This window comes from Pseudarthrobacter lactosi (assembly GCF_055412785.1).
In genome coordinates this window covers 55624-74740 of the sequence record NZ_JBVAYS010000007.1, presented here as the reverse complement: position 1 = coordinate 74740, position 19117 = coordinate 55624, and the positions used below count along the sequence as shown (strand labels likewise).

General features: G+C 60.5%; 15 protein-coding genes. 7 read left to right on the top strand and 8 right to left on the bottom strand.

Annotated features, from left to right (window positions below; all coding sequences use genetic code 11):
* Window positions 1-332: 332 nt before the first annotated feature.
* From ACZY0Q_RS20040 to ACZY0Q_RS20010, 7 genes are all read right to left on the bottom strand, one after another.
* Entirely contained in the window at window positions 333-1982 is a 1650-nt protein-coding gene (locus ACZY0Q_RS20040; protein WP_463919518.1) for an ABC transporter ATP-binding protein, read from the bottom strand.
* Window positions 1983-1998: 16 nt separating this feature from the next.
* A complete protein-coding gene (locus tag ACZY0Q_RS20035; RefSeq protein WP_463919516.1) occupies window positions 1999-2544 on the bottom strand; it encodes a GbsR/MarR family transcriptional regulator in 546 nt (181 codons plus the stop codon).
* Window positions 2545-2646: 102 nt separating this feature from the next.
* On the bottom strand, window positions 2647-3513 hold the full coding sequence (locus ACZY0Q_RS20030) for an ABC transporter permease (RefSeq protein WP_463919514.1): 867 nt from the start codon (window positions 3511-3513) through the stop codon (window positions 2647-2649).
* Window positions 3510-4451 carry an ABC transporter permease gene (locus tag ACZY0Q_RS20025; RefSeq protein ID WP_463919512.1) on the bottom strand — a complete coding sequence of 314 codons (942 nt, stop codon included), beginning with the start codon at window positions 4449-4451 and terminating at the stop codon, window positions 3510-3512. Before ACZY0Q_RS20025 ends, ACZY0Q_RS20030 begins: the two co-directional genes overlap by 4 nt.
* Entirely contained in the window at window positions 4451-5842 is a 1392-nt protein-coding gene (locus ACZY0Q_RS20020) for a M14 family zinc carboxypeptidase (RefSeq protein WP_463919511.1), read from the bottom strand. The genes ACZY0Q_RS20025 and ACZY0Q_RS20020 overlap by 1 nt, the downstream gene beginning before the upstream one ends.
* A gap of 4 nt (window positions 5843-5846) precedes the next feature.
* Window positions 5847-7433, bottom strand: a complete 1587-nt coding sequence (locus ACZY0Q_RS20015; protein WP_463919509.1) for a peptide ABC transporter substrate-binding protein — start codon at window positions 7431-7433, stop codon at window positions 5847-5849.
* Window positions 7434-8187: 754 nt separating this feature from the next.
* The gene (locus ACZY0Q_RS20010) at window positions 8188-8691 is read right to left on the bottom strand and encodes an Lrp/AsnC family transcriptional regulator (RefSeq protein ID WP_463919507.1); all 504 of its coding nucleotides are present in this window, start codon (window positions 8689-8691) and stop codon (window positions 8188-8190) included.
* Between the two features lie 216 nt (window positions 8692-8907).
* Here ACZY0Q_RS20010 and ACZY0Q_RS20005 point away from each other — a divergent pair, with 216 nt between their 5' ends.
* From ACZY0Q_RS20005 to ACZY0Q_RS19985, 5 genes are all read left to right on the top strand, one after another.
* A complete protein-coding gene (locus ACZY0Q_RS20005; RefSeq protein WP_463919504.1) occupies window positions 8908-9990 on the top strand; it encodes a thiamine pyrophosphate-dependent dehydrogenase E1 component subunit alpha in 1083 nt (360 codons plus the stop codon).
* Entirely contained in the window at window positions 9987-10973 is a 987-nt protein-coding gene (locus ACZY0Q_RS20000) for an alpha-ketoacid dehydrogenase subunit beta (protein ID WP_463919502.1), read from the top strand. Before ACZY0Q_RS20005 ends, ACZY0Q_RS20000 begins: the two co-directional genes overlap by 4 nt.
* A gap of 12 nt (window positions 10974-10985) precedes the next feature.
* Window positions 10986-12299, top strand: coding sequence for a dihydrolipoamide acetyltransferase family protein (locus ACZY0Q_RS19995; protein WP_463919500.1), 1314 nt, complete (start codon window positions 10986-10988; stop codon window positions 12297-12299).
* A gap of 47 nt (window positions 12300-12346) precedes the next feature.
* Window positions 12347-13555, top strand: coding sequence for an acyl-CoA dehydrogenase family protein (locus ACZY0Q_RS19990; protein WP_463919593.1), 1209 nt, complete (start codon window positions 12347-12349; stop codon window positions 13553-13555).
* 104 nt (window positions 13556-13659) lie between these two features.
* Window positions 13660-14415, top strand: coding sequence for an SDR family NAD(P)-dependent oxidoreductase (locus tag ACZY0Q_RS19985; RefSeq protein ID WP_463919498.1), 756 nt, complete (start codon window positions 13660-13662; stop codon window positions 14413-14415).
* A gap of 814 nt (window positions 14416-15229) precedes the next feature.
* Here ACZY0Q_RS19985 and ACZY0Q_RS19980 read toward each other — a convergent pair.
* Window positions 15230-16024 (bottom strand): GntR family transcriptional regulator, encoded by a 795-nt coding sequence (locus ACZY0Q_RS19980; RefSeq protein ID WP_463919496.1) that lies wholly within the window; start codon window positions 16022-16024, stop codon window positions 15230-15232.
* Between the two features lie 593 nt (window positions 16025-16617).
* Here ACZY0Q_RS19980 and ACZY0Q_RS19975 point away from each other — a divergent pair.
* Entirely contained in the window at window positions 16618-17736 is a 1119-nt protein-coding gene (locus ACZY0Q_RS19975) for a diaminopropionate ammonia-lyase (RefSeq protein WP_463919493.1), read from the top strand.
* A 33-nt stretch (window positions 17737-17769) separates the two neighbouring features.
* Entirely contained in the window at window positions 17770-19047 is a 1278-nt protein-coding gene (locus ACZY0Q_RS19970) for a Zn-dependent hydrolase (protein ID WP_463919490.1), read from the top strand.
* Window positions 19048-19117: the final 70 nt, after the last annotated feature.

The following is a 19117-nucleotide window of genomic DNA, read 5'->3' as shown; positions in this document are numbered from 1 at the left end:
CCCGCCATCGTTGTCAACCGTCTAGCGGTTGAATATTCGGCCGATGGGGCTGCGCGCCGATGACGAGTGTGTAGAGATTGAAGTTGTTGCCCGCAGGGTCCCATCCGCCCAGGGTTGTGCCGCGGAAAAGTCCGAGAAGCACGGTGGCAAAGTCGAATGCTTCAGCCGCACCCTATAAGAGGAATGGGCCTACGCCCGGCCCCCGAACCTCAGAAACTGAACGCCAAGCCTGCTACAAGGACTTCATCGAGCACTACAACCAGCACGGGGCCACGCCCCACTCGCAGGCGCCTCACCCGCCAGCAGCGTCACTAGGCTGTCGGTTTGTTCGCCTAGACTGCCAGAAGCTTCTCGCGCCGGGCGCGCTGAAGCACAGGGTCGGCGATAGGGGCCGCGGCCAGCAACGCCTTGGTGTATTCAGACTTCGGTCGTCCCAGAACGTCCTCCCGTGAACCGTATTCGACCAGATTTCCGTGGTTCATGACACCGACCGTGTCGCAGAGGGTATCCACGACCGCAAGGTCGTGGCTGATGAAGAGGCACGCGAACCCGAGCCGGGACTGAAGCTCCCTGAACACATCGAGCACGCGGGCCTGAACGGAGACATCCAAAGCACTGGTGGGCTCGTCGGCGATCAGAAGGTCCGGGTCCAGGGACACCGCCCTTGCGATGGCTACGCGCTGGCGTTGCCCGCCGGACAGTTCGTGCGGATAGCGGTCGCTCCATGCGCCACCAAGCCCAACGCTTTCAAGTAGTTCATCGACACGGTCACGAAGCTCGGAACCACGGAGACCCTTGTGCACACGCAGCGGCTCCGCCACGGACGCATGAATCTTGAAACGAGGGTTCAGGGAAGTGGCCGGGTTCTGGAAAACGACTCCGACACGCTGCCTCATGGCTTTGCGTTCCGCCCGGCTGGAGTGCGCCAGATCAACGCCGGATACACGGATAGTTCCACGGGAGATGGGCGCCAGCCCGATGGATGAGAGCCCCACAGTTGTCTTGCCGCTGCCGGACTCCCCCACGAGCGCAACAATTTCGCCCTTGCGGACCGAAAGGCTGACGTCATCGACGGCGCGGAACACTCCACGGAGCCGGCCTTTGTATTCGACGCTGAGACTCGAGATTTCAAGCACGGTGTCAGGGGCGGCCGCAGCGGGTCCGGCCGGCCGTTCGTCGGGGTCGGCACCTGCGGCGGACACCGACGTGTGAAACTTAGGGACCGCGGCCAGCAGTTCCTTCGTATAGTCGTGTTGCGGCTGGGCAAAGAGCTGCAGCACTCCGTTTGCTTCTATTAGGCGTCCCGCCCGCATCACAATCACACGATCCGCAATATCCGCCACGACGCCCATGTCGTGGGTGATGATGAGGATGCTCGTGCCAACCTTGTCGCGAAGGTTTCGCAACAGCTGCAATACTCCTGCTTGGACCGTGACGTCCAACGCCGTCGTGGGTTCGTCGGCGATGAGCAGCTCAGGGTCACCGGCCAGGGCCATCGCGATGACGACCCGCTGGCATTGACCGCCGGAGAGCTGGTGGGGGTAGTAGGCGAGCCTGGCTTGCGGGTCCGGGATTTCCACCATGCTCAGAAGCTCAATGACGCGTCCCCGGACCTCGTCCCGGCTCAAGGAATTGTTGTGCGCGCGGACCACCTCAGCCAACTGAAATCCCACCGTGAACACGGGATTCAGGGCAGCCTGGGGGTCCTGGAAAATCATTGACAACCGTGTGCCACGGACCTTCCGAAGGCTCGGGGAAGCCATGCCGACAAGCTCCGTCCCGCCTAAACGCGCGGAACCTGCCACGGCGGCGTTGGCTGGCAGCAGTCCAAGGAGCGCCATGGCCGTAACACTTTTCCCGGAACCCGACTCGCCAACGATCGCGAGGATCTCGCCATGCCCGACCTCGAAGGACACACCCTCGACTGCCCTCTGGGTCTCACCTTCCACATCAAAGTCAACCGTCAGGTCCCGAACTGCCACCAGCGTTCTGCAGTCTTTATCCATCCGAAGCACCCTCTCTGTCCCGCGCTGTCTTGTATGCTTCCCATTCGGCCAGCGCTTTTTGGTGGTACTGGGCCAGCCAGACCATGTAGTCTCGGCTGTTGGTCAGGCGTCGACGAGTCGCTTCGTCGTCATCAGCGAACGTATTCAGCGCCTTTTGAATCAGATCCTGCTGAACGTGGAGAACCCTGCGATCTCCGGCCAGGAAGCTTCCCCAGGGGTCGTCGCCGGCCTTGAAGTAGTGGCTCCGGTCGCCCGGTGAAACGTGTCTCCTGATGAAACCGAGTTCCACAAGCCGCCGGGTGGACATGGAAACGGATCCCGCGCTGGCCCTGAGCACCTCGCTCAGCTCCGCCGAGGAAATGTAGGGTTGCCGCATGATGATGAGGTATCCAAGAATGCGGCCGTCCATGCGGGGGTTCCCGCTTTGATCCCAGACCAAGCCGAAGTCCTCTGCGAAGTCCCGCCGACGCTGCTCGTCTTCATCGATTTCCCTGACCGGTTCTGTGTGCGTAGTAGTTGCTCCTAGAGCGTTTGTCATTGTTTTCTCCTCTTTCCCGACGGTTTTCCATATGGTCGATGGAGTCCCTATGTGGGCGCCAGAGTACTTGATTCCGTATACCCAGGCGAACCTCCGGGCCGCTCATTGCTGGCGCCGGGGGTCTGATGCGGACCTGAGCGAGTCACCCAGGGAGATAATGGAGAGGACTGTCAGTGCAAGGAATAAACCAGGGAATATCAGCAGGTGCGGGCTGGCCTGGAACTGCCCGGAGGCGGTGGCCAGCTGCAGGCCCCAGGAGATGGCCGGCGCTTCCAAGCCGATGCCGAGATAGGTCAGGGAACTTTCCGCGACAATGACCGATCCCACTGTGATGGTGGCAATCACCAGAACTGGAGCCAACGCGTTGGGCAGCACGTAGCGCGCAATGATGCGCCCCGTCCCGATTCCCATGGTCCTTGCTGCCCGGACATAATCCGCTTGGCGGACGCCTTTGACTGATCCGCGGGTGAGCCTGGCCATGAGGGGCCAGCCGAAGAGGGCCAGAACCACGGACACCGTGAAGACGGATCGTTCTCCCAAGCTCGTTAGGAAAATGATTGCCCCCAGAAGAAACGGAAATCCAAGGAAAACATCCGTCAGCCGGGAGAGGGCCCAGTCCACCCAACCGCCGTAGTACCCCGCAACGGTTCCTACAATGACCGCCACTACACCGGCAATGATCGTGGTGAGCACTCCCACGGTGAGGGAGGACTGAGCGCCAAAGATGACGTTTGCGTAGACGTCGCAACCTTGCAGGTCGAAGCCGAATGGATGTCCGGCAGAGGGTGCATCGCCGCTAAAGGCTAGATCGCAGATCCGAGGGTCACCATTTCCAAAGAAGCCCGCAAAGAACGCAGGGACAACTGCGATCAGCACCATGATGGCCAACAGAGTCGCCTGGACCAGGAAACCGGGGCTCCGGGCGATCCTCGTCCAAGGACTGCGCCGCGTGTGTTCTGAAGTGCTCATGAGATCCCTCTCCGTCGGATCCTCGGATCCAGTAGGGCGTGCAAGGCATCCACGGTCAGGCTGGTGACCAGGAAGATGAGGATCAGCGCGGTTGCGACACCCACAACTGTGGGGCCTTCATGCAGACGCACGGCGCTGAAGAGCAGATTGCCGACGCCGGGAAGATTGAAAATGCCTTCAATGATCACTGTGCCGCCAAGAAGAAAGCCCAGATCAGTGGCCAGGAACGTCACGGTCGGGATCAGCGAATTTCGCATGACGTGGACCCCGAGGATACGGACCTCTCCAAGTCCATTTGCCCTCGCGGTTCGGACGTAGTCCGCGTGGAGATTTTCCAGAATTGAGGACCTTATGAGCCTCGATACTGATGCCAGCCCGAAAATGGAAATGACGAGTGCCGGCAAGATATAGGCCGTTGGCCACCCCGCTCCCGTTCCTGCTACTGGCAACCAGTTCAGTCGAATCCCCACCACCAACTGCGCAGTCACCCCGATCACGAAGACCGGAATGGCACTGGCGAGAACTGTCAGCGCCATGATCCCCTTGTCGATGACTGTTCCTGCCCGAAGGGCCGCGACGATGCCCAGGGTTATCCCGAGAATGATTTCTAGTGACCAGGCCGTCAGCGCCAAAGCGACGGTGACGGGCCAGCGGGCAGCCATTTGGGCGCCGACGGACTGGCCGTTGAAATTGACGCCGAAATCCCCCCGCATCAATCCGCCCAGATAGCTGAGGTACTGCTGCCACAGCGGGAGGTCAAGTTGGTAGCGGGCCCTCAGCGTTGCCACGACGGAATCGGGCAGTGGGCGATCGCCGCCGAGGGCCCGGATGGGATCTCCAGGCAAGGCAAAGACCGACGCATAGATCAGCATGGTCACCCCCAGGAAGACCACCAAGACGCCGCCAAAGCGGCTCCCGACGGATAGTGCGCGTCTCATCACGGCGCCCCGAGGAGTTGCGCTGCGCCAGCGAGGATGGCGCCGTACTGGACGCCCACCAGCGAAGAAATAGGGATTACCGTCGCGTTGCCCGCCCGGTGCGGCGCCGCCTGCCAGGATGCGTAGAGGTCTTCAAGCTCCGCATGGAGCCTGCGTAGTTCAAATGGGGCGGTGCCTGCACGGACTTCGGCTTCAAATGCCCGCAAGAGCATTCCGCCGAAGCGGGACCTGGAGGAATAGACGCGGTCTTCGCAATCGAACCTCTCGGCCATGGTGGCAGGGCGTTCATTCCCGACTTGCCGAGAGCGGGCTTCGTCTACGTCCGCAGCGTGACCGAGGCTGGGGATGATGCCTCGGGATCCTTCCAGGAAGGGAGTTTCGAGACCGAGGTAGGGCTCGGCGCGTTCCAGGAAGGAGTGCAGGCGCAGGTAGGTCTCCCGCATTCCCGCAGCCGCGCGGCCCACCAGGTCTGCGTAGCTTTCGTCGATAATGGACTGATCATTCGCCTCCGGGTGCGACCAGTATGGGAGCTCCGCTATCAGGGACAGGGTGCCGTATTTGTTGGCATATTCGACGGAGCTGGATCCGCCCACAAGTTTGTGCGCTTCCAAGCCCAGGTGGGTGTAGTAGTCATAGACACTGGCCACGTCAGCCATGCCGAAGATCGCTGGCGCGAAGCTGTCCAGGTAAGGTGCTTCAGGTTCGCCGGTGGCCAATGGCAGGCCCAAATGTTCCGGTATCCGGTGCAGGATCTGCTGCAGGGCCGGTTCAGGACGGGACAGGTAGTAGTAGACCCCGCCCATTTCACCGTTGTGAAGGCTCACGTACAGATCGGGTTCTACGGTGTCGATCACCCGCATCAAGGCAAGTGACTCTGGAAGCACTTGATCGAAGTAGGCGTCCTTGTAGGCGGTGGGGAAAGTCCACTCGACTTGTTTGTCTGCCGTGGGCCGGTAGAAGTGCCTGGAGTAGAAGTTCCGGTCGCCGGGGTTGCCGTACCAGCCTTCGTTGAGCCGTGCGCCGTCCGGGTCGATGCACGGAACGATGTGCCAGGTCGCGTCCAGGCCTGCCAGCAGCCTGGAATCGTTGCACAATTCTTCGGCAAGGTGGATGGCCGTCCAAGACCCTATTGGTTCGTTGGGGTGTACACCTCCGACTACCAAATGGGAGAGGCGCCCCTGGCCGATCGTGTACATCCAAAGCGGTTCACCCAATCGGCTGCTGCCGATCCGAATGACCGTCACCAGGCCGGGGAACCGCTCGCGCAGTTTCTCGAATCGCGCGTGAAGCTCGTCTATCCGGGGAAAGGTATGAAACTCTTCGATTGCATCTACGCGTTGGATGATGTCTTCCAACGAGCCCACGGGATGCTCAGTAGTGGCCAGGGGCATCTGTTTATTCCTTTACTTCCACGCGGGTGAAATCAACGGCGCCGGACACGGCCGGAAGCTTCGCAATCTTTTCACTCGTGGCGAATACGTACGTATTCGAGAACGTGGGCACGGTCGGGAAGTCAGCCAGGACTATCTTTTGGACGTCGGCATAGCGTGCGTAGGCTTCTTCCAGGCTTGGCGCTGCGCCGGCTTTGGCCAGCAGGGCGTCCACTTCGGGACTGCTGTATCCAGTACAGAGGTAGCAGGCTCCGGTCTCAGTAAACAGGGTACGCAAGGTATCTTGCTGACTTGGATAGAGTGCACCCCAGTGACCGAAATGCGGGCCTTCAAGGGTCTTATTCATCATGCTGCTGTAGAAGGCCGGCCAGTCCGTGGTGGGTTTGGCGACAACATCTTCAATTCCAAGATTCTGCCGGATCTGGTTGGCGTAGGCCTGGTAAAGGGCATCCATGCCCACGCCGCCCGGGTAGATGAGCTGCATCTGACCGCTGAAGCCGCCAGCAGCTGCCAAAGAGGATTTGGCCTCTTGAGGATTGAACTCACAGTACTTTCCACAGGCATCAGCAGGGTTCCCCGCCATAGCCGGCGCTGTCAGGGATGTCGCCGGTTCAAACAGTCCACCATAAATGGCCGTGTTTATTGCGTTCCTGTCGATTGCCATGGAGATGGCTTGGCGCAGTTTGATGTTTTCGTAGCGGGGATCGCCGATCGGGAACCCGAGGAAGTCCACACCAGGGGCAGCGAAGACGTGCAGGCGGTCACCGAAGTCCGACTTTGCGTTAGTCATTTTCGATGACGGCACGTCGGCTATGTCGGCATTGCCCGCCTGGACGTCAGTGTAGGCAGTACCCACATCCGTGTAGCTGCGAAATGTTACTGCGCCGACGGATGGCTTCTCGCCTTTGTAACCGTCAAAAGCCTTGACGGTGAATTCCTCATTTGCCACCCAAGGCTTTTCCATGGCGAACGGCCCATTACCGATCGGCTGGCGGTCGTACGCTTCCATGTCTTTGTAAGCTGCCGAAGGCATGGGGTAAAACGCGGTCTGGTTCGTGCTCAGTTGCAGCGGGAACTGGCTGTCCGGGCGGGCCAAGGCGACTGTGAATGTTCTTTCATCCACAATGACCAAGCCGCTCATTTTGTCCGTTGTGGGCGCGCCGGACTTGGGGTTTAGATCCTCATAGCCGATGATGCCCGACAACTGGCCGCTGCCGGACCAGGCGTTCGGACCGTAGGCTGTGTAGTTCCAAGCATCCACGTAGCTCTGCGAAGTTACGGCCTCGCCGTTCTGGAAGGTGAGTCCTTCTTTGAGCTTGATGGTCCACGTTTTCGCATCCGGTGATGTCACCGATTCCGCTTGAGCATAGGCGATGTCATTGTTTTCCGAGACCGTGACCAGCGGTGCGAAAAGGCTGGTGACCTGCTTGTAGGCAACAGTTTGGCGGCCGGGAGTCAGATGATCGGGCTCGATCGTGGCGACGACGATTGTCGCTTTACTGCCGGAAGCGGGCGCGGGGCCCGGGGTAGAACATGCCGTCATGGCCACGAGGGCCAGGCCGGAAATGAGTACCAATTTTGGTAGCTTCACAAATTCCTCCTCACGGCCATCAGTGAGTTCAGCTGTGGCCGTTCTAGGCGGGAGCTGGCGGCGCTGCCGCTCCCCGTGGGATCAAGCGTAATCCAGACAACATGTTAAAGATAGGGAAAGTTCAAAAACTTCTGAAAGTTCAGTAAATTGGCTGATGTGGCGCCTTGATACTGGTTTGAGGAGGATCTGTGCAGCTGTTAGCGCGCGGAAGCGGAGCTCAATGTTGTACGCCGCCTCGCCCGAGTCGATGCCCTTGGCCGTTGAGTTCGCTCTTGGCGTGTCCGGTTCCGAGCACGTCAGCAGTTGTGCCGTTCGACACCACATGCATACGCCGCGTCAGAAGTGCTCGCACTGATCAGCGTCAGCTATGAGCCAACTAGCGGGGCTTTATGCTGAGCAAGGTGGCGGTCAGGCGCCAGCTGGATTCGATGCGCTCAATTCCTCGACGACGGAAATGACTGGTGCCGTCCTCGTCGTGATCATTTCGGCCAGATCGTGTTCTCTGCGGGCCTGCTCGCCGCCGGCGACAGCACCCCAGCGGTCAAGCGTCGGGACATCCGTTCCGCAGTGAAGTTCCGCAGAAGGCCGCCGTAGCCGAGTGCATCGACGGCTACACCACCGCCGGCTCCACGGGGAACCTGGGCATAACCCGCCAGATGAAGCCGAAACGAACCTCTAGTCAAGTCAGCCCGCCTTCAAAGAGATGGGGCGGGTCCAACAAGCCCTCCCCCAAGCGCGCGCCATCACGAGTGGCCTATTCCGGGAGCGGAGTCGACCTGCCCCAGCCGGAGTCTTGGGTTAGATGGGCGAGGAGCGGCTGGACTCTGAAGGGCACTGGGGTTGAGACCGTCAGGTTGGTGTTGGTGTGCCGCACGCCCGGGATGTTGATCATGCGTCCGACAGCCTCCTGTAGTGCCGAGAGAGTGACCGCCGCAACTCTGACCATAAGGTCCTCGCGTCCGGCCTGGGTAATGACCTCCAGAACCTCGGGAACCTGCCTGAGAGTTTCGACCACCTGGTCGAGCAGACGCTGGTCGAGCTCCAGGCCAACGAGTGCCTGCACAGCAATGCCTGCCGCTTCCAGGTCTATTACGGGTCGAAATCCCTTAAGGACTCCAGCCTTTTCGAGCCGGTGCAGTCTCGCCTGAACAGTATTCCGTGAGATGCCGAGTTGCGCCGCAAGCTCAGCCACTCCGGCGCGGGCATTGCTGTTGAGTCTCTTGAGAAGCTCCGAGTCCAGCCGGTCGATGGTGATCATTTCGTGTACCTGCATCTTCCAAGATTCCTAGCGATGTGAGCAGAATGTCTAGTTGTTCACCAATAAGTTGATCATATCAAAAAGCTCCCTCACTGTTAGGAAATCAAATCAGTCACCAATCCATCACGAAATGAAACTTCTGGGAGGCAGCATGCGGACGACGTCGATCGACGACTTCTATGGGAGAACGGACGGCATCCAGGCAGGACGTCGTTCATGACAACTGAGCCGATTTCCATGTTGGGGCAGGACGGAAAGTTCCGTGCCAACGAAACCTTGCCGATTGATCCTGTCAGTGTTGACGTTCCCGGCCTTTACCGAGATATGGTCCTGAGCCGGCGCGTCGATACAGAGGCCATTGCACTCCAGCGTCAGGGAGAACTCGGTCTGTGGCCATCTTTGCTCGGACAGGAAGCAGCCCAGGTGGGTGCAGCCCGTGCCATGGGCCCGAGGGACGTTGCATTCCCCACCTACCGCGAACACGGCGTCGCCTGGTGCCGCGGTGTGGACCCCGTCAACCTTTTAGGGCTTTTTCGAGGTACCACTTTGGGTGGGTGGGATCCGAGCGCCAACAACTTCAACCTCTACACACTCGTCATCGGCGCGCAGACACTCCATGCCGTTGGATATGCCATGGGCATCGTCCGGGACGGCGACGTGGGAACCGGCGATCCGGCCCGAGACCGTGCTGTACTGGTCTTCCTCGGAGACGGGGCGCTCAGCGAGGGAGAGACCAACGAAGCGTTCGTTTGGGCAGCAGCGCAAAACCTGCCGGTCGTTTTCTATTGCCAGAACAACCAATGGGCGATCTCGGCTCCCTACTCTGTACAGAGCCGCGTGTCCGTCGCACAGCGCGCCGAGGGGTTCGGTTTCAGAGGGATCCGTGTGGATGGGAACGACGTCCTCGCCTGTCTGGCCGCCACCCGCGAGGCCCTCGCCGTAGCTCGGAGCGGCAGTGGCCCGACACTCATTGAGGCACTTACTTACCGCCGTAACCCGCACACGACCTCCGACGACGACGGACGCTACCGCACCGGCGCGGAGAACGACGAGTGGGAAGCACTCGATCCCATCGACCGCGTTCGGCGCTATCTGGAGGTATCGGGCAGGATCGACGAGGCTTTCGTGGATGAACTCGACAAAGAGGAGCGGGTGCTGGCAGAGCGTTTGCGCACAGGATGCCGCTCGCTACCTGATCCGAGACCTGACTCCTCGTTCCGTAACACCTTTGTTGACCTTCCCGCCGAACTGGAGAAGCAAATGACCGAGCACATCGAATTTGTGGAGGCCGGCGAATGAACGAAACCGTAACCCGAATGCCCATTGCACACGCGCTGAATCTTGGTCTGCGCCACGCGATGGAAGCCAATGACAAGGTTGTCCTCATAGGCGAGGACATCGGACAGCTCGGCGGGGTATTCCGTGTGACTGATGGGCTGCAGAAGAGTTTTGGCGACCTACGTGTAGTTGATTCCCCGCTGGGAGAGGCGGCTATCGTCGGCAGCGCAATCGGTCTCGCCATGGCTGGATACCGGCCGGTGTGCGAGATCCAGTTTGATGGTTTTGTCTTTCCTGCAATGAATCAGATCATTACCCAGCTGGCAAAGTACCGGCACAGGTCAGAAGGCCTGATCACCGTCCCTGTTGTCATCCGTATACCCGTTGGCGGAGGAATCGGCGCTATCGAGCACCATTCCGAGTCGCCGGAGGCATACTTCGCACATACCGCCGGCCTTAGGGTCGTTAGTCCATCGTCTGCACAGCAGGCCTACGACATGATCCGGCTCGCCATCCATAGCGATGACCCAGTCGTCTTCCTTGAACCAAAGCGCTCATATTGGCTCAAGGGAGAAGTCGACCAGAACCGTGCGCCGGATCTACTGGAGAACGCAGTCATCGCCAGGGCGGGGAGGGACCTGACCCTCGTTACCTACGGAGCCCTCGTCCCTGTGGCACTCAAGGTCGCCGATGTGTGCCAAGAAGAGGGTCGAAGCATTGAAGTTATCGACCTGCGATCACTGTCGCCGATTGACGACGCCACCATCCTCGCGTCGGTGCAACGCACCGGACGACTTGTTGTCGCCCACGAAGCGTCCAGGACGGCCGGCCTCGGGGCCGAAATCGCCTCCCGGGTGCAGGACATGGCGTTCCACTACCTTCAGGCTCCCGTGTTCCGCGTGACCGGATACGACACGCCGTACCCACCCAGCCGCCTCGAGGAAGAGTGGCTTCCCGGGCTGGACCGCATCCTCGACGCCGTCGACCGCAGCTTCACCTACTAGGAGGGAAACACCATGACCATCAAAGAGTTCGCCCTCCCGGATGTAGGGGAAGGCCTTACTGAGGCAGAAATCGTCAATTGGCTGGTTTCACCCGGCGACGTTGTCGAAGTCAACCAAGCCATCGTGGAAATCGAGACCGCGAAATCCATCGTGGAACTACCGAGCCCTTTCGCCGGTGCGGTAGCGGCCCTCCATGCAGAACAAGGGGAAACGGTAGAGGTGGGCCGCCCGATCATCAGCGTCGAGACCGGAGCAACGCTTAGCTCCGATTCCGTTGCCTATGCGCCTGCCCCGGCCAGTACGGGGTCCGCGCGTGACGACGAGCCGAAACTTCTGGTTGGCTATGGAGCCCGTGAATCCGGCACCCAGCGCCGACGACGTAGATCAGTCCCTGCCAATGCGCCGGTCCCCGACGTCACGCCATCGACGCTGTCCGGGTCCCCAAAGGCAACACCACCGGTGCGCAAACTCGCCAAGGACCTCGGTGTGAACCTTCCCAGTGTTACGCCTACTGGACCCAACTGCGTAGTGACGCGCCAAGATGTCCTCAGGGCATCCGCCGTGGCTACTGAGGCGTCCGGCCAACCCAAGCCGCAGGCAAACCCCTACCCGGAACCGAAAGGCGACATCCGCATCCCGGTAAAAGGCATCCGCAAGCACACCGCGGCGGCCATGGTGGCATCCGCATTCACGGCACCCCACGTGACGGAGTTCGTCACGGTGGATGTCTCCCGCATGATGGGCCTGCGCGCGGAAGTGGGCAGACGTCGAGAATTCAAGGACATCAAGCTCAGCCCCCTAGCCTTCGTATGCCGAGCCTTCCTCAAAGCCGTGGAACGGACCCCGCAGGCAAATTCCCGGTGGGAGGAAGAAGCACAGGAAATAGTGCAGTTGCGCGAGGTCAACCTTGGAATAGCGGCGGCAACACCACGAGGCCTTGTGGTGCCCAACATCAAGAGTGCACAGAGCATGCCGCTCGTTGAGCTTGCAACGGCGATCAGCAGCCTTGCGGCGACCGCACGGGAGGGAAAGACGGAGGTTTCAGCGATGGCAAATGGCACCATCACGGTCACTAACATCGGTGTCTTCGGCATTGACTCCGGAACACCGATCCTCAACCCGGGGGAAGCCGCGATTCTCGCCGTCGGTGCCGTCCGCCGAATGCCCTGGGTCGTGTCTGACGAAGAGGGTGAACGGATCGAGGTGCGATCCGTCATGCAGCTCGCGTTGTCCTTTGACCACCGAGTAATGGACGGACAGCAAGGTTCGCAGCTTTTGGCTGACACTGCAGCACTTCTGCGCGAGCCCGGCCTTGCAATTCTCTGACCCCAACTACTGCCATGCGACCAGCTACAAGGAACGGAACAATGTCCATGCCTCTCATTGAAGACGAGACATCCATCAATGCGGCCGAGGGCGTGGCCGATGCAACACCGTACCCGGACGCCGATCTGTTCTTCCTCAATGACCTGTTGACCGAATCGGAACGCGAGCGGTTGGCAGCGGCCCGGACGTTCTTCCAAAAGGAAATCCGTCCCATCGCCACAGGCTATTGGAACAGGGCTGAATTTCCATTTTCGATTCTGCCAAAACTGGCAGCCCAAGACATCAACACGCGGGCGAATACACGCCCCTTGCTGGCCGGGCTGATTCAGATGGAACTCACTCGGGCAGATACTTCCATCTCCACCTTTTTTGGCGTCCACCACGAACTTTTCGCGGAAGCGGTTGAGCAGCTCGGTTCCGACGCCCAGCGGAAAACACTGCTACCTGATCTGCTTTCCTTGAAGAAGATTGGTGCCTTTGGGTTGACTGAACCGCTCCACGGCTCGGACATTTCCAGGGCGATGGAAACAACGGCCACCCGAGATGGCGACGAGTGGGTACTCAATGGATCCAAGCGGTGGATCGGCAATGGAACGTTCGCGGACTACGTCCTCATCTGGGCCCGCGACACAAACGACGGTCAGATCAAGGGCTTCATTGTTGAGAAGGGGTGCGAAGGATTTCACACCGAAGCGATTGTCAACAAGATTTCGGTCCGCATCGTGCAAAACGCCAACATCACGTTGAATAGTGTCAGGATCCCGGCGGCCAACTGGCTGCCGGGAACAAAAACCTTCCAGGACACCAACGCGCTGCTGCTGAAATCAAGGGTCTGGGTGAGTTGGCAGGCAGTTGGCCAGCAACTCGCAACCTTCGACGTTGCCCGCGCATACGCGCTCAGGAGGCAGCAATTTGGCCGGCCGATCGCATCGTTCCAGCTAATCCAAGACCAGCTGGTCCGGATACTGGGCAACGCGATGATGTCGCTGTCCACGATGATCCAACTTGCCAGGCTCCAGGAGTCAGGACGCCTGGAAATGACACACGCGGCGTTGGCGAAAGCGGTGTGCACCGAGCGGATGCGTGAGTCAGTGGCACTGGGCCGCTCCATTCTGGGCGGAAACGGAATCAGTACGGATTTTGAAATGGCCAAGATCTTCGCCGACGCCGAAGCCATCTACTCCTACGAAGGAAGCCAGCAAGTCAACACGCTTGTTGTGGGGCGGGCGGTTACCGGATTCTCGGCGTTCTCTTGAGCGTTCAACTTCTCCGGAGACAGCGGTGTCGCGCAGTTCCGACGCCGCAGAGCCGTTCGACCTGACCCACAATCACATATGAGCCCTAAGAACCAGGAGTTGCGTTGAAGCTAGAAGATACATCCGCAATAGTCACCGGAGGAGCATCAGGCCTGGGCGCGGCAACGGCCCGCGCGCTGGCAAAACAAGGAGCACAGGTTCTGGCCATGGACCTCGGCCCGTCCATCGACCGAGCTGAAAGAATCGACGGGGTCACATACCAGGTGGCTGACGTTACCAGTGCAGAGGACGTGCTCCAGGCCGTCGCCGTCGCCTCGACTGATTTGCCGCTGCGCACCGTGGTCAATTGCGCGGGCATCCTGCCCTCAGTGCGCGTGCTCAGCAAGGGCGCGATCCACGACCTCGGTGTGTTCGCAAAGGTTATCGAAATTAACCTCGTGGGATCCTTCAACGTCCTCGCCGCATCGGCAGCGGCAATCGCAAGAACTGAACCGGACGAGCACGGCCAGCGTGGGGTCATCATCAATACTGCCTCGATCGCCGCTTTTGAAGGGCAGGTCGGGCAGATCGCGTACGCATCGTCGAAGGCCGGCGTCGTCGGCATGACGCTCCCTGCGGCCAGGGACCTTGCCCAATACGGCATTAGGGTGAACTCCATTGCCCCCGGCGTGGTGGAAACTCCCATGTTGGCCGGCGTTAGCGAAGAATTCCGGGAGGGGCTCGCCGCCGGTGTGCCCTTCCCCAAACGACTGGCACGCCCGGACGAATTTTCCCAACTTGTCCTGGCCATCATTGATCACGACTACCTCAACGGGGAAACAATACGCATGGACGGTGCCCTTCGAATGTCCCCGAGATAGGCGACATCCAATCCGGAACCGCTCTCGGCCACGGCATCCAAGGCGGCCACCAACGTACGATTCACTAATGCCAAGGTCCTTGAAGCCTTCTCCAGAGGCGGCAGCGACGCGAAGCGATCGGAATTCGCCGCCGCCTGTGCGGGATTGATCAGCTGGGTAGCCATCAACAAGTCGAACAAGTCCCGGCTGCAACGGCGTTCACGTGCGGGCCAAGGCAAGAAGCGTAGCTGTGCGCCGCGGCTCCAGCCAAAGCCTCCAACGTCGCCGCCTTACTCGCCAATCCATACCGCCGGCGCCTTCACTTTGTTCGAAGGTACCGCCGAGCAATCGGCTTCCTTACTCGTAACGCTTCAGGCGGCGGAAGATCCGCCGCCTCTGCGATGCCTAGACTCGGCCTCTTCACCTCTTCACACTAGGGGCCCGGCGCCCCGGGGCCGCCAACGACTTCGAAAGCTTCGGTGGGAGGTCCTTTTGAGTAGTGGCCTCAGAATCTTTGTAACGGCCCGGACTTCAGCGACCAGGCATCCGTAAGCGATATCCTGTCTCAACTAAGCGGGCATCATGATGCTTCTGACGTGGGATGTGGACAACTAACCTGAAACAGCCGGGCCAGCTTGTCTCACTTTAGTCGTCACAGCTCGAACAATCCGCATGCGGTCGCAGACTTCTGACCCGCGCTAGGAAGGGTTTGTGGACAAAAGCATGCGACAACTTAGGCGAGATGGGACATAGACCTGTCGGGGGTGGTGGGAGTTTACTGTTCGGAGCTTGCAGAGAGCATCTGCTGAACTATCTCCAGGAAGGGGGCCTGCGCTCAGCGCATCCGCCGCATCGTAAACTGGAAGTAGTCGCTCAGCATCCAGGCCTGGCTCCAGTTGACGATCCGCCCCTCGTCAGACCTTGTCAGTTCGTCCATGTAGAACGCAGGGCTGCCCGCCGGGATCTGGAGATGCGCGGCGGTCGCGGCGTCGAGCGGCACCGCAGCGACTTCGCAGTCGCTGTAGGCTACCTCGAGTTCCTCATGGTCCAGCAGGATGTCCAGGACTGATCCGTTGAAAGCGGTCCGCACGGTTGCCGGCGGCAGAACGTCGTAGGGTACTACGTCCACGATCCATCCAACTCTGTCCTGGCCATAGGCCTTCACCCGTTCGATGACGAGTGCTGTGCTGCCCTCCGGACGGTCCATCTTCGCGGCGCTATCCGCATCGAGCTCCGTCTCGTAAATCCGCAGATCCAGCGAGGTGACTTCCGCGCCCTGGTCAGAGGCTAATTTCTCGAAGGACTGCAGTTTCAGCAACCCCGATGCCAGCGTCTGGGGCCGGGGCAGAACCAGAGACCCCCTACCCTGGCGCCGGTGGATGTACCCGGCATCCTGCAGGCTCGAAAGCGCTGAACGCACCGTGATGCGTGAAACCTGGTATCTCGTGCACAAATCCGACTCTGTGGGCAGGTGTTCGCCCGCACGCACTGCCCCGGAGAGGATGAGTTCCTGGAGGATGGCGGTTCGCACCTCGTCTGCCAGCGTCTGCCGTGGACCGCGGACCGATGTGGGCGGCAGGGGGGATCTGCGGCCGACAACTGGCTGACTGGCATCGGCTGAGATATGCATACCCTAATCATGTCACACGAATTTTACATATGACTGTTGTAGGTTGACTGACAAATTCGCAGAATCGTGAATGGCAATATAGACCCCACTGTGACGCCCCGTTCCGTTCTGGCGCCCGTCTCTGTTCGTGAACGGAGGACTTCGCAATGTCCCCCAATGAAAACAAACGTCACTGCGCATTCGCGCCGGAGTGTCGTCTTCCGGCCCCGATAACGCGGCTAACCCAGAACGGGGTCCGTCTGGGTGGAGGCGACGGTAAATGCGGTCGCGCTGACAGGGCTTCGCGGGCTGTTGGAGGCCGTCCAATCCGGCGCTCGACTGGCGGTACTCCGGAGGCGGGCCAGTTCCGGCTTTATGGTCCACGACCGTGAAGAGGCGGAAGCCACTCACAATCGGCCGCGCGGACGGACCCGCGTTCCGGGAGTGGAAGTCACGGCCGGACGTTGACATGCTCAGCCGTTTCGGACGAGCTGCTGGGCGGCGTCCGGGACTTCTCTGGGCGTGGTGCAGGATTCATCTCTGTTGTTAGTTGACAGTTGTCATACAAATGAATAGTGTGTTTCACAACAACGTCGTTATCCGGAGGAGCCCTCATGACACACCCGCGACTCGTCGCCAACCCGCTGCTCAACAAGGCTGGTACCGGCTTCCTCGTCGAAGAGTGCCTCAGTTTTCACCAATCGCTGCCCGGCTACGAACCGACCCCTATCAGATCCCTCCCGGGTGTGGCCCGGAAGTTGGGCGTGCGTTCACTCCATGTGAAGGACGAATCGGTCCGCCTGGGCATGCCCTCCTTCAAGATTCTTGGTGCTTCGTGGGCGACTTACCGGGTGCTTGTGGATCACCTCGGTCTTGAATTGGCCGCCCAGCCGCCTCTTGAGGAGCTTAAACACCGCCTGTCAGGAGGCTCGGGCATCTCCTTGACGGCGGCAACAGACGGTAACCACGGCCGAGCAGTGGCCAGAATGGCGTCCCTGCTAGGCTTGCCGGCGCACATCGTCGTCCCGTATGACATGGTCCAGGAGCGGATCGAAGCTATCCGCGGCGAGGGTGCCACAGTGGAAGTGATCGACGGCGGCTACGACGACGCGGTCGCCCGCAGCGCGGAGCTCGCCAATGAACGGACCCTGGTCATTTCTGACACCTCTTGGGAGGGCTACTCGGACCCACCCTCGTGGGTCATCGATGGCTACTCCACCATGATTTCCGAAGTGCTGCAGGAGATCGGGACCGGCGCGATCCCGCGTCCGACCTGCGTTGCCGCGCAGATCGGCGTCGGCGCGTTTGCCGCGGCGGTCGCCCGTGGATTCGGTGGCTTTGAAGGAACACGGCTAATCGGCGTGGAACCCACGGAGGCGGACTGCGTCATCGTGAGTGTGGAGCAGCAGCGGATCATCACCATTGCCGGGCCGCAGCAATCGATCATGGCCGGCCTCAATTGCGGAACCCCGTCGCTTATTGCCTGGCCCGACGTTTCACAGGGCTTCGATTTCTTCTCGACCGTCACCGACGACGATGCGGCAGACGCCATGCGCGCACTCCACGCCGATGGGGTCGTGTCAGGGGAAAGCGGCGCAGCCGGTCTCGCCGGAGTCATGACCCACGCAGCCGGGCTCGGCCTGGGTCCGGACGACGACGTGTTCGTCTTCTCCACCGAAGGAGCCACCGACCTGGCCAGCTTCAACCGCATCTGCGGTACCGAACTCTCTTGACGCAAACAGAACACCCGATCCTGGAGGTACACCATGTCCCACCCCACCGTTTCGCACGTCCGTGTGAACCAAGACCGACTCTGGAACTCCCTGCAGGAGCTCGGAGAAATCGGCGCGTACCTCGATGAGGAAACCGGGCTCCTCGGTGTGCGCCGGCTCGCCCTGACCGACGAGGACATAGAGGGCCGACGCCTAGTCCTTGACTGGATGGAAACTGCAGGTCTGTCCATCCGGGTTGACCAGATGGGCAATGTCTATGCCCGGCGTGCCGGCGCCGAGGAAGCACTGCCGTCCGTCATGATGGGCTCCCATATCGACAGCGTGGGGACTGCCGGTAAGTTCGACGGCTGCCTCGGTGTCCTTGGCGGCCTCGAGGTCATGCGCACCCTGAATGACAACGGCATTTCCACCCTGCGCCCGATTGAACTGGCGATCTTCACAGAAGAGGAAGGGGTGCGCTTCGGCACGGACATGCTCGGCAGCGCGGTGGCCGCCGGGCGGATTCGGTTGCAGGACGCTCTGGAGACGAAGGACAGGGACGGAATCAGCGTGGGGTCCGAGCTGAAGCGCCAGGGATTCATCGGCGAACTGGAGGTACCTATTGCGCCCCCGTATGCCTATCTCGAGTGTCACATCGAGCAGGGCCCTGTCCTCGCCGCGGGCAACACGCAGATTGGCGTCGTCCGGGGCATTCAGGCCATTACGTGGAAGGAGCTCCAGATCACGGGCAGGGCAGCACACGCTGGCGCGACCCCACATTCCCTGCGAAGGAACGCAGGTCTCGCGGCAGCAATGGTCACCATTCGTCTCAACGAGATGGTGGAGTCCGAGCAATACGGGCAGATGCTGGCGACCGTCGGGCGTCAGGACCTGTACCCGAATCTGATCAACATCGTTCCGTCCAATGTCCTGATGACTGTGGACCTCCGCAATCCCGACCTTGACGCTATGCAGAGTGCAGAAGCGGACCTCGAAGAATACTGGGAGGAGGTGGAGCGCGTCACGGGAGTCACCATCACCTCGCGGACCACAGCTAAGACCTTGCCCGTCGCCTTCCCTCAGGAAATGCAGGAACTTGTAGCCAAGACCGCAGCCGACCTAGGTTTCAGTCACTCGGAGATAATTTCCGGAGCCGGTCACGACGCGGGAGAGATGGCCGCACTCAGCCCTGCTGGGATGGTCTTTATCCCCGGACTGTACGACGGCATCAGCCACAACCCCCGGGAGTACTCAACCCCGGAGGCCTGTGCGGACGGTATCAACGTTCTCCTTCAGGCCGCCGTGGAGCTGGCCAATCGCGAAAATTCCTGAATCCCGAAGTGCCGACCCGAACGACGAGTGCAGGACCAGGTCCCGGTCCGGAAGAATACGTCAGAGCCGA

Bases quoted from the DNA above. Each gene is read 5' to 3' on its own strand.
- ACZY0Q_RS19995 (WP_463919500.1), top strand. From the start codon at position 10,986: ATGACCATCAAAGAGTTCGCCCTCCCGGATGTAGGGGAAGGCCTTACT.
- ACZY0Q_RS20020 (WP_463919511.1), bottom strand. From the start codon at position 5,842: ATGCCCCTGGCCACTACTGAGCATCCCGTGGGCTCGTTGGAAGACATC.
- ACZY0Q_RS20030 (WP_463919514.1), bottom strand. From the start codon at position 3,513: ATGAGCACTTCAGAACACACGCGGCGCAGTCCTTGGACGAGGATCGCC.
- ACZY0Q_RS19970 (WP_463919490.1), top strand. From the start codon at position 17,770: ATGTCCCACCCCACCGTTTCGCACGTCCGTGTGAACCAAGACCGACTC.
- ACZY0Q_RS20005 (WP_463919504.1), top strand. From the start codon at position 8,908: ATGACAACTGAGCCGATTTCCATGTTGGGGCAGGACGGAAAGTTCCGT.
- ACZY0Q_RS20025 (WP_463919512.1), bottom strand. From the start codon at position 4,451: ATGAGACGCGCACTATCCGTCGGGAGCCGCTTTGGCGGCGTCTTGGTG.
- ACZY0Q_RS20035 (WP_463919516.1), bottom strand. From the start codon at position 2,544: ATGACAAACGCTCTAGGAGCAACTACTACGCACACAGAACCGGTCAGG.
- ACZY0Q_RS19980 (WP_463919496.1), bottom strand. From the start codon at position 16,024: ATGCATATCTCAGCCGATGCCAGTCAGCCAGTTGTCGGCCGCAGATCC.
- ACZY0Q_RS19990 (WP_463919593.1), top strand. From the start codon at position 12,347: ATGCCTCTCATTGAAGACGAGACATCCATCAATGCGGCCGAGGGCGTG.
- ACZY0Q_RS20010 (WP_463919507.1), bottom strand. From the start codon at position 8,691: ATGATCACCATCGACCGGCTGGACTCGGAGCTTCTCAAGAGACTCAAC.
- ACZY0Q_RS20000 (WP_463919502.1), top strand. From the start codon at position 9,987: ATGAACGAAACCGTAACCCGAATGCCCATTGCACACGCGCTGAATCTT.
- ACZY0Q_RS19975 (WP_463919493.1), top strand. From the start codon at position 16,618: ATGACACACCCGCGACTCGTCGCCAACCCGCTGCTCAACAAGGCTGGT.